5 protein-coding genes are annotated in these 6,149 nt (G+C 34.3%); 2 read left to right on the top strand and 3 right to left on the bottom strand.

Going from position 1 to position 6,149, the window contains the following annotated elements; genetic code table 11:
* The coding region (locus Q0A18_RS09830; RefSeq protein WP_292009970.1) for a hypothetical protein at positions 1-1,224 on the top strand (1,224 nt) is incomplete at its 5' end.
* Positions 1,225-1,372: 148 nt separating this feature from the next.
* Positions 1,373-1,873, top strand: a complete 501-nt coding sequence (locus tag Q0A18_RS09825) for a low affinity iron permease family protein (protein ID WP_292009969.1) — start codon at positions 1,373-1,375, stop codon at positions 1,871-1,873.
* Positions 1,874-1,887: 14 nt separating this feature from the next.
* On the opposite strand, the gene Q0A18_RS09820 is transcribed toward Q0A18_RS09825, so the two are convergent.
* Genes Q0A18_RS09820 through Q0A18_RS09810 form a run of 3 tightly spaced genes read right to left on the bottom strand, consistent with a single transcriptional unit; the run spans position 1,888 to position 6,033 of the window.
* A complete protein-coding gene (locus Q0A18_RS09820; RefSeq protein WP_292009968.1) occupies positions 1,888-4,614 on the bottom strand; it encodes a hypothetical protein in 2,727 nt (908 codons plus the stop codon).
* Between the two features lie 16 nt (positions 4,615-4,630).
* Entirely contained in the window at positions 4,631-5,614 is a 984-nt protein-coding gene (locus Q0A18_RS09815) for a hypothetical protein (RefSeq protein WP_292009967.1), read from the bottom strand.
* Positions 5,614-6,033, bottom strand: a complete 420-nt coding sequence (locus Q0A18_RS09810) for a hypothetical protein (RefSeq protein WP_292009966.1) — start codon at positions 6,031-6,033, stop codon at positions 5,614-5,616. The genes Q0A18_RS09815 and Q0A18_RS09810 overlap by 1 nt, the downstream gene beginning before the upstream one ends.
* Positions 6,034-6,149: the final 116 nt, after the last annotated feature.

The raw sequence follows: 6,149 nt of genomic DNA, 5'->3' as shown, positions 1-6,149 counted from the left end.
TATGAAAAGAACCAAACTACAGGTTGGAGCTTTGTTACTGCTACCAGGTGTTTTTTTTCACAGGTAGGTATTAATACTACGGCTCCTACAGCTACCTTGGACATTATCACAAAATCTACAGAAACAAAATCTCTAAAAATTACTAATACTTCTAATGTAGAAACATTTACAGTTTTAGAAAATGGAAATATCGGAATAAGGGATGCTGCCCCTTTAGTCCCGGTCCATTTTAAGCTGAATAATACACCATCCGTTTCTGCGGTAAGTGTAGGTGGGCAGAATTATGATGTGACAGGAACGGTTTTTGATCAGACGTTGCAGTCGGCTTCTACTAATCCCAATAATAGCCAAAACTTATTTCAGGGAGTATATTCCTACACCGGTACTTCTAAGAATAATAATGTTATTACCGTTAATGCAATCTCTCAGTCACCTTCTGCGGGGAGCTATTCCAATACGAATGCGCTGAATGCTGTTGCTGAAAATAAAAACTCTAATTCGGGAGTGATAACAGCCGTTAATATGTTAAGTAAATCTTCAGCAAATATTGGTACACTCTTAGGTAGTGCTGCAGGATTTTCAAATGATTCAGGGACAGCAAATTTAGCCTCAGGGTTACAAATTAAAAACTCCAATGCCGGAATCATATCAAATTATAGAGGGATAAATATCAGTAATTTAGTCAATTCGGGAAGTATTGAAAGTACTACAGGTATTTATATAGGCTTTTTGACAGCGGGAACTCAATTATCAAAATACTCATTACAGTCTTTGGATCTTTCCGCAGGTATGTGGCATAAAGGAAAAGTGAGTTTAAGTGCTATTGTAGATCCTAATACTACATCAACTCAGCTTACTACAACTTCTTTAGCGGTAGCAGTTGATTCTGATTCAACACTTCCGACAAGCGGACTGGGAGCAAGTCAAAATACGGTAATTATGGGAGATGGATTTGTAAGTACTAATCCAAATTATGTTTTGCCAAATCCGAGTACAGCGAAAGGACGTCTTTATACTCTTGTTGTTGTTAGTGATTTATCACCCGTTTCGCTTAGTGTAACGGGGGGATCTAGCATTTACCATATTTCCGATGCGGGTAAATATGTGGCTGACAATTCCTATAATCTTCAGAAAGGAAGTAGAACATACATTTCGGATGGATATAATTGGTTTGTAGTTTCTTCCTCAACTGAACAAAATAGTAACGGGTTCTATCCTAACTAACAGTATTGGATATTCCTATAATTCTTACAAGAATTTTACTACTTACAATATTATTTCCAAAGATATAAATGATTCTTTTCAAAAACTCCGCTATTATGGCGGAGTTTTTGTAGTATATATTACAGAATCAATCATATAACTATTAACTATGTCAAAATCCAATGGGAATGTATTTGAAAAGTTTTCTAATTGGGCAACCAAATTTACAGGAAGTCAGACTGCCTTCATGGGAGCTACTTTTATAGTTATAATTTGGGCAGCTACAGGTCCCTTATTTAATTACTCAGAAACCTGGCAGTTGGTCATTAATACTGGAACTACAATTATTACCTTTTTAATGGTTTTCCTGATACAAAAATCTCAGAATAAAGACTCAAAAGCCATTCAGATAAAACTAAATGAATTAATTGCAGCTCATGAGAAAGCAAGCAACCGGATTGTAGATATAGAAGATCTTACTGAAAGGGAATTGGATCAGCTGCATCATTTTTATGAAACATTGGCTCAACTAGCTAAAGATGATGCTGATATTCATACCTCCCATTCCATTGATGCAGCCCAAAGAAATCATGATTATAAAGAGGAATTCTTTAAAAGAAAACATGAAGAATGGCTTCAAAAGAAAATACAGCAAAAACAGGAATCTTAACGATTCCTGTTTTTTTATCTTTTCATGAAGTAATTAAAATAAGTACAGTTACCCATTAGAAACTGAGCCGTTTCTGTGTCTGAATATTGTGACTTAAGCTGAGTGAAGTAAGTTCTGTATTTTTGATTTTTAATGTCAGCCATCTGGTTATCATATGATTTTGTTTTCTCAGACCACTGAGGATCCGAATAGTCAATATTGGAAGGATTTTTAACCTCAAATTGATAATATTTTCCTTGTTCTGCGCTGGCCATCTGGAAAAGGATTCGAGCTTTCTGTTCTTTATTATTGGAATGATCAAGAGCCTTTTTATAATAACTGATAACAAGATCAAAATTATCAGGTTCTATATAAGGGGTGCCTGTAAAGTTTTTATAATAGTATTGATATGGATTTTTCTTATCAGTATTCCAAAAGTCGTACTTTCCGCCATTACTGTTGTCAATATCCATTACAAATATTTGCCTGTAATAACCTAAAATAGACGTATTATATAATAAGTTCCCGATTAACTGATTAGCTTTAGAGGCTATCTCATCCTTTCCGGTTCCTATTTTTTTTAGTTGGATCAGCGCATCAGCTAACTCAAATTTGTTCATGGACTTTTTGATAAATGGGAAAGCAGAATAATCTTCAGCTTTCATACTTACAGTGGCTTCACTTTCATAGCTTTCCCAAATATTATAACCGAAAATAAGATCCGAAATATTTTTAAACCCATTGTATTGATTCGGTTCATATTGGGCTAAAGTAATTTTAGGGCTATTGGTATTATGACTCCAGTCATAATCGAATCTTGGAATTCCGGTGAAGCCTTCGGTTTTTTGATAATAGCCTTTTGCTTTTTCAAAATCGGCAAGCTTCATTGCGCGGTCTCCATAAATGATATTGAAGAAAGCGTCAATATTTCCTACGGTATCAATACTCTTGGCGATGATCTGTTGTTCAAATTTTGTTTTGTTCGGCTTTCTATAGAAGTCTTCCACACTTTTTACAAGGCTTGAATTCGGATTGTATTGTAAATCGGAAAGTTTATTATTCATTAAAAAAGATTTTCCGTCTTCACCCTGTAGAAAATAACGGTTGGCAAGAATATCTTTAAGGAAATCTGCAGTGGAAGGCGTAGAGTCGTAGTAACTGTATGCTCGGGATAAAGTACTGTCCTGATCTGCTTTTTTATCAGTAAAATATTCAGAATACTTAGCCATAAGCTGATCTTCAAATTCAGCTGTTATTTTAGGCTGAGAAACAATATCATTCAGAACTTTCATCCTGTTGATTTCTTCCAGATATTCAGGATTATCAGTTTTTATATTATTGAGAACCTCTGTACTTTCTTTATAGTCTTTTTGTAGGAACTTAAGGTAAGCATTGGCGATTTGCCAGTATTCATCGGTAGATTTTTCTTTTGCCTTGGCGGTGAATTTTTCCAGATCATTCAGAAAATCAATGGGAGCATCATCAGATGAATAATAATATAAATTGTTTTTAGTGTAAAAAGGTAATCTATTCGGGTTGTTTAAGAGTTCATCATCACTTAAATCTGCCTGATTGTTACTTTTACTTTTTTCATCAGCAGTTGAACCTCCAAATAAGTTTTTGAAAAATTTTACTACCTTTTGCCAGAAAGAAAGATCCTGTTTTTGGGTCTCAGTTTTTGCTTTATTCTGTGCTGAAGCGGGATCTGTATCTACGGTCTTTTTACGGCTGGTAGGATTGTTATCATAATAATAAGTGGGAAGATAGCTTCTTTCCAGCTCATTGATACTTCGGGCGGCCATTACTTTTAATACCTCGGAACCGGGATCAATATCGTACATTTTCTCCATAAGAGGAATAGGGTTGGTAAAATCACTATAGCCCAGAAGAAAATAAGCCATATTTTTTTCTTCGTTATTTCCTGCGCGTTTCATGATATTATCAAATGAAGCACTGTCTGAAAGTGTCATAGAGACAAAGGCAGATTCTTTTCTGCTTTTACTTTTCATGAATACCTGGAAGAAATTCCAGTTGGCATCACTTTTCATATTCAGTCCGCGCTGAACACCAGCAAACTGATCTAGAGCCATATAATAAACGGCTCCTTTTAGTTGAATGGGTTCAACATATTTTTTAAATGCCTGAAATGCTTCATCATAATTTCGGGTATAATGATTGAAACGAACAAGCTGATAACCATATCTCTGCTTGATCTCGGGATTTTTGGCAGCATGATATAAAGATGTCAAAGCTGCGATTGTCTTATCATAAGAAATAGATGTAGCATTTTTATCAATTTCCTTCTCTCTGTAATAAAATGAGTCAGAGCTTTCGATATAATTGATGGCCATGAAAGGCTCAAGGTATTTGGCCTCAATCAAATAATCAATCCCTTCATAGTATTTCTGATAAAATGAGTTTCCCAGCTTTTTTAAAAGAGGATTATTGGAATTTCCTTTTTTAAGGTCATTGAGATCATTGATATTCATTTTAGTCACCAGATAATTGGCTTCCGGATAACTGAGCTGGTTATGAAAGTATTTCACCCATGCTTCAATATTTTCATCAGGAATATGAGAATGGTCAAAAGCTGTATAAAATCTTTCGGAATAAGTATGCAGGAAAGGCAGATAGGATTTGTCTTTTATAATGGTCTGAGTAAAAAGATTAAAATACTCATAGTCGGGGTCATACCAAGCGCAGGCTTTTGATGGAATATAGAAGAGCGATGCAGCTGCTAAGGAAAGAATATATTTTTTCATGATGGTTACATTTTAATTACAGACTGAAGTTTTGGTTAAATACAAACCTGCTGTCTAATTGATAATAAACGATATTGAAATGAGAGAGCTTCCGGTCTAAAAAATGAACAGCTTCCTTTAGCTGAGCAGATGAAATTTCTTCCACTTTAATAGTGAACCCTTTATTAAGATAATTTCCGAAATAAAAACCGTCCCTCATAATTTCTGCCTTATTTTCAGAAATCTTTTTAAAATCAGGATGATTAAGATCCGAAACAGAAAGGGCATTGATTAATCTGTGTTTTCCTAAATGGTTGGTAATAATTCCCCATGAATAAATGGGCAAAGCTACTTCCATGTTTTTAATAGGGTAATCTTCCAATTGCGAGAGATAAGCTTTTAAAATATGAATATCCAGAATGGAATTTTTATCTGATGTTTCCAGGGGAGAAGAAGTCGAATAGCACATGAGATATACTTTTTCTACTGGTGGTACTCCCATTATTTTTTTATCTTTTACCTGATGAAGTCTGAGAGTACTGGTGATTTCTTTATCTGAAATGGTCTTTAATTCTTTTAAAAATTTAAAATAATCATCTCGGGTTCCCGCAGTCCAGTCACAATCAATCTGGATTTCATTATTGATGTTCAAGTGGTATTCAGAAGCTTTTTTTTGAATAAGAGAATAAATGCTTTCTGCCAGGAATTTGATTTCCTGCTCTGTGATATTTAAAAAAGACTGATTCGTAATGAATACGGTAGGGACAATGGTTTTATCCGGTTTAAAATTCTTATCCTTTGTAATAACAGCTACCGGTTGAAATTTTCCGTTGACTTTATTGACGTCAAAAAAGCGTGTATATAGAAATGGGGAAGTTGCTTTATCAAGGCTTTTCTTTTCCTCGGTATTTAAGGCTAACCGGGTTTTCCAATAATAAAAAGTGTAGGCATGAGGCTTTTCTTTTTGTTGGCAGGAAACAAAAAGAAGCAGTAATAAGAATAAAACTTTTAAAATTCTCATTATGGATAAAGGAGACTTTCACAGGCACAACTGGAAGCGTCGGTTTCCATGACTGAACAGCAGCCTTCCGATCTTTTTATATTGCCATTTTTATCTGTGAGGTAGATTTTCTGTTTATCAAATTTTACATAAAAAGTTTCATTGTAAGTTTTGAAATGAACCCGCATTACTTTCGGATTATATTTTCCTGCATTTATCTCTTCAGTTGTTTCAGTTCTGCTTGCCTGGTTGATCTGAATAAATCCAAAATGGACATCTCCGTTTTTCTTTACATCAAGGTAATAGGCCGGAGTTCCGGAACCGCTTGCCCCTTCTTCAATATTAAAATCTCTTTTTCCGGTAAAAGGAATTTCTTTATTGGATTGAGCATAGGAGAAAATATTTAATAATAAAACCAACAGATAAATTAGTTTTTTCATAATGATTATTTTCTTCAAAATTAAACATAATATATAATAAACTGTATGGGAAAATTACGGTGAATTCAAAGACGTATTGTTTTGATCAATAAAAAAAGCTACCTCAAATTTGAGAA

Source organism: Chryseobacterium sp. (genome assembly GCF_022712095.1).
Classification (GTDB): Bacteria; Bacteroidota; Bacteroidia; order Flavobacteriales; family Weeksellaceae; genus Chryseobacterium.
Note: the sequence above shows the minus strand (reverse complement) of the source record. Positions and strands in the feature narration are given on the sequence as shown.

Bases quoted from the DNA above. Each gene is read 5' to 3' on its own strand.
- Q0A18_RS09820 (WP_292009968.1), bottom strand. From the start codon at position 4,614: ATGAAAAAATATATTCTTTCCTTAGCAGCTGCATCGCTCTTCTATATT.
- Q0A18_RS09810 (WP_292009966.1), bottom strand. From the start codon at position 6,033: ATGAAAAAACTAATTTATCTGTTGGTTTTATTATTAAATATTTTCTCC.
- Q0A18_RS09825 (WP_292009969.1), top strand. From the start codon at position 1,373: ATGTCAAAATCCAATGGGAATGTATTTGAAAAGTTTTCTAATTGGGCA.
- Q0A18_RS09815 (WP_292009967.1), bottom strand. From the start codon at position 5,614: ATGAGAATTTTAAAAGTTTTATTCTTATTACTGCTTCTTTTTGTTTCC.